The 3,552-nt window shown below is 63.5% G+C and carries 5 protein-coding genes; 3 read left to right on the plus strand and 2 right to left on the minus strand.

Translation table 11 applies throughout. The annotated features are described in order from the left end of the window. Positions 1-163: 163 nt before the first annotated feature. Positions 164-382, plus strand: coding sequence for a hypothetical protein (locus tag E2583_RS15880; RefSeq protein WP_291597205.1), 219 nt, complete (start codon positions 164-166; stop codon positions 380-382). A 17-nt stretch (positions 383-399) separates the two neighbouring features. On the opposite strand, the gene E2583_RS15885 is transcribed toward E2583_RS15880, so the two are convergent. Then, positions 400-1,098: an arylesterase gene (locus E2583_RS15885; protein WP_291597206.1), complete on the minus strand. Its 699-nt coding sequence runs from the start codon at positions 1,096-1,098 to the stop codon at positions 400-402. Here E2583_RS15885 and E2583_RS15890 point away from each other — a divergent pair. Beyond that, complete coding sequence (locus E2583_RS15890; protein WP_291597207.1) at positions 1,097-1,777, plus strand: ABC transporter ATP-binding protein; 681 nt, start codon at positions 1,097-1,099, stop codon at positions 1,775-1,777. The two genes, E2583_RS15885 and E2583_RS15890, sit on opposite strands and share 2 nt — an antisense overlap. Before the next feature lie 99 nt (positions 1,778-1,876). Here the strand turns inward: E2583_RS15890 and sstT are convergent, their stop codons facing one another. Then, positions 1,877-3,109 (minus strand): serine/threonine transporter SstT, encoded by a 1,233-nt coding sequence (gene sstT / locus E2583_RS15895; protein ID WP_291597208.1) that lies wholly within the window; start codon positions 3,107-3,109, stop codon positions 1,877-1,879. 307 nt (positions 3,110-3,416) lie between these two features. Between sstT and E2583_RS15900 the strand changes: the two genes are divergently transcribed. Continuing rightward, positions 3,417-3,552 (plus strand): RNA methyltransferase substrate-binding domain-containing protein (locus E2583_RS15900; protein WP_291597209.1); only part of this gene is annotated, 136 nt, incomplete at its 3' end.

The raw sequence follows: 3,552 nt of genomic DNA on the forward strand, positions 1-3,552 counted from the left end.
GGCTGATCATCACCGTGTTGATCGCGGCCTCGCTGCTGTTCTACAGTGTGGGTCTGATCGTCATCGGGCCGCTGCTGGGCTGTGCCAGCTGGCATGCCTACAAGGCCAGCGTCCGCGCCGAAAGCAACGAGACTGCGGACTGAGGCGCAATGAGGGGGGTGTCATGGCGTTCTGGAACTGGTTGAAAGAAGTCTTCCTGCCTCCGTCCGGCGGGTCGACGAGCCACACCGATTCGCAGCTGGCCTGGACTTCGGCGAGCTGCCGCGAAGACGGCAGCGACGTCTTCAACGACAGCTACTTCTGCGGCTCGGGCAGCGGCCGGGGGGCGTGCAGCAAGGACAGCGGTGAATCGGCCGATGACGGGGGTGACAGCGGCGACTGAGGCCGCGCGGGCACCGCCTATTTCAGCAGGGGCTTCAGCCTGGGCCAGACATTGGCCAGCATCTGGGGCTGGGCCTGGGCATTGGGGTGAATGCGGTCGCTCTGAAACCACTGCTCGGCATCCGCTGCATCGCCGATGCCCGACAGCAGAAACGGCACCAGCGGCAGCTTTTGCGCATCGGCCACCTTCTTGAACATGCTGGCAAACTGCTCGGTGTAGGTGGCTCCATAGTTGGGAGGCACCTGCATGCCCACCAGCAGCACCTGGGCTCCGGCTTCTTTGGCTGCCTTGATCATGACTTCCAGGTTCTGCTGCGTGCTCTGCAGCGCCAGGCCTCGCAGTGCGTCGTTGCCCCCCAGCTCCAGAATCACGATGCCGGGTTCATGCTGCCTGAGCAGCGATGCCAGGCGCGCTCTGCCGCCGGCCGTGGTCTCTCCGCTGATGCTGGCATTGACCACCTTGCGCGGGATTTTTTCATCATTCATGCGTTGCTGCAGCAACTGCACCCAGCCTTTGCCGCGCGTCAGCCCGTACTCGGCGCTCAGCGAATCGCCCAGCACCAGCACCGGGCCGGACTTCGCCCCCGGCTCGGCCGCTGCAGTCAAGGTGCAAGCCCCCGAAATCGCGAGCGTCAGGGCAACAGCGATACAGTGGCGTCGCTGCAGTGCAAAGTGCGGTCTGCAAACCTTGTCGTTTTTGCTATCCAATTGATTCATGTCCACAACCCTTGCCATTCCTTTGATTGCCGTTGAGCAGCTGTCCAAATCGGTGAGCGATTCCACAGGTGTGCTGGATATTTTGCGGGATATCAATCTGCGTTTCACGGCCGGTGAAACCGTCGCCATTGTGGGGGCCTCGGGCTCTGGCAAAAGCACCCTGCTGTCGATTCTGGCCGGCCTCGATACCCCGAGTCACGGCACGGTCCGGCTGCTGGGCCAGGATTTGTTTGCACTCAGCGAGGACGAAAGGGCGGCGGTACGCGCCCAGAAGATGGGCTTTGTCTTCCAGAGCTTTCAGTTACTGGGCAATCTCACGGCGCTGGAAAACGTCATGCTGCCACTGGAGCTTGCGGGGCGTCGCGATGCGAGGGCGCGGGCCGCGCAGATGCTGGAGCGCGTGGGCCTGGGGCAGCGCCTCGCACACTATCCCCGGCTGATGTCGGGTGGGGAGCAGCAGCGCGTGGCACTGGCGCGAGCCTTTGTGGTGGAGCCGGCCGTGCTGCTGGCCGACGAGCCCACGGGCAGTCTGGACTTCGCCACGGGCCAGACCATCATGGAGCTGATGTTTGCGCTCAACCGCGAGCGGGGAACGACATTGATTCTGGTCACGCATGACCGCGAGATTGCGGCGCAATGTGAGCGCAGCATCATCATCGAGGCTGGCCGCGCGATCTAGAAAAGCATAAAAGGCCTGTGTGATCACAGGCCTTTTTTCATCTGCTGCCTGGCAGGCAAGCGCATGCAGCGGTCAAAGACGGCTTTCGAAGTGCAGGACTCAGATGCGCGCCACTTCCAGGCCGGCCTTGCGTTCGGCGGCACGGCAGGCGGCGGCGGTGAACAGCACGTCGGTCGAGGAGTTCAAAGCCGTCTCGGTAGAGTCCTGAATCACGCCAATGACATAGCCCACGCCGACCACCTGCATGGCCACATCGTTGGGAATGTTGAACAGGCTGCAGGCCAGCGGAATCAGCAGCAGCGAACCGCCGGGAACGCCCGAGGCGCCGCAGGCGCAGACCGCGGACACTACGCACAGCAGGATGGCCGTGGGGATGTCCACGGGGATGTGAAGCGTATGGGCTGCGGCCAGCGTCAGCACGCTGATGGTGACGGCCGCGCCGGCCATATTGATGGTGGCACCCAGCGGAATCGAGATGCTGTAGGTGTTCTCGTCCAGCCTGAGCTTTTGGGCGAGGGCCAGATTGACGGGGATGTTGGCGCCCGAGCTGCGTGTGAAGAATGCGGTGACTGCGCTTTCACGCAGGCAGGTGAGCACCAGCGGGTAGGGGTTGCGGCGAGTCTGCGTCCAGACAATCGCGGGGTTGATCACCAGTGCTACAAACACCATGCAGCCGACCAGCACGGCCAGCAGATGGGCGTAGTCCTTGAGGGCATCCAGCCCGCCCGAGGAGAAGGTGGCGACCACCAGGCCGAAGATCCCGAAGGGGGCCAGCCGGATCACGCCCTGGATCACACGGGTGATGGCATCTCCGAAGTCCTCCACCATGGTGCGGGTGCTGGGGCTGGCGTGGCGCAGTGCGATGCCGAGTGCGATGGCCCAGGCCAGAATGCCGATGTAATTGGCGTTCAGCAAGGCGTTGACGGGGTTGTCGAACAGGCTCTGCACGACGGTGCTCAGCACCTGGCTGATTTCGCCGGGCACACTCTGGACTTTGGGGGCTTCCCGAAAGTGGATCACCGAGGGGAAGATGGCGCTGGCAGCGACGGCCACGCACGCCGCTGCCAGCGTGCCGATGACGTAGAGCAAGAGCACGGGCTTGATCTGCGTTTCCTGTCCCGGGCGGTGGCTGCTGATGGCTGCCATCACCAGCAGCAGGACCAGCACCGGGGCCACGGCCTTGAGGGCGGCAATGAACAGGCTGCCCAGCAAGGATGCGGGCTGGGCGGCCGCCGGCCACAACCAGGCCACCAGGCCGCCCAGAATCAGGGCAATCACAATCTGCAGCACCAGGCTGGTGCGGTTGAACCAATCGAGCAAGGCTTTCAGCATGCTGGGTATTCGTTAGGGGATCGGAGGAGGGCGCAAGCGCACCAAGCTCCTCATGACGGACATGAAAAGATCTGGTGCGCGAATGCCGGGGAGGCTGCAGGGCAAGCCTGCCGCCAGGCGTTCCGGGCGGCTTCACAGCTTCATGTAAAGACTTGCACTCGGCACAAGCCATGCCGGTTCTGCCCGATGAGTGGGTGTGCCGCCCGTTGGGGGCGCAGTGTAGCGGCAATGAAAAACCTCAGCGCCCAGCCCAGACATGGCCTTGTGAGTCCCAGGTCTGCCGCAAACGCCGGGATAATACGGCCCCATGTCGTCCCCCAAAGTTCTTTTCGGCTTTCACGCCGTAGGCGTGCGTCTGAAGACCGCCCCTCAATCCATCATCGAAGTCTATTTCGAGGCTTCGCGCCGCGATGCGCGCATGCGCCAGTTTCTGGAGCGCGCCA

Origin of the sequence: Comamonas sp., from assembly GCF_009360615.1 — a bacterium.
Taxonomy (GTDB): Bacteria; Pseudomonadota; Gammaproteobacteria; order Burkholderiales; family Burkholderiaceae_C; genus Comamonas.

Coding starts and splice junctions, on each gene's coding strand:
- sstT (WP_291597208.1), bottom strand. CDS start 3,109: ATGCTGAAAGCCTTGCTCGATTGGTTCAACCGCACCAGCCTGGTGCTG.
- E2583_RS15885 (WP_291597206.1), bottom strand. CDS start 1,098: ATGAATCAATTGGATAGCAAAAACGACAAGGTTTGCAGACCGCACTTT.
- E2583_RS15880 (WP_291597205.1), top strand. CDS start 164: ATGGCGTTCTGGAACTGGTTGAAAGAAGTCTTCCTGCCTCCGTCCGGC.
- E2583_RS15890 (WP_291597207.1), top strand. CDS start 1,097: ATGTCCACAACCCTTGCCATTCCTTTGATTGCCGTTGAGCAGCTGTCC.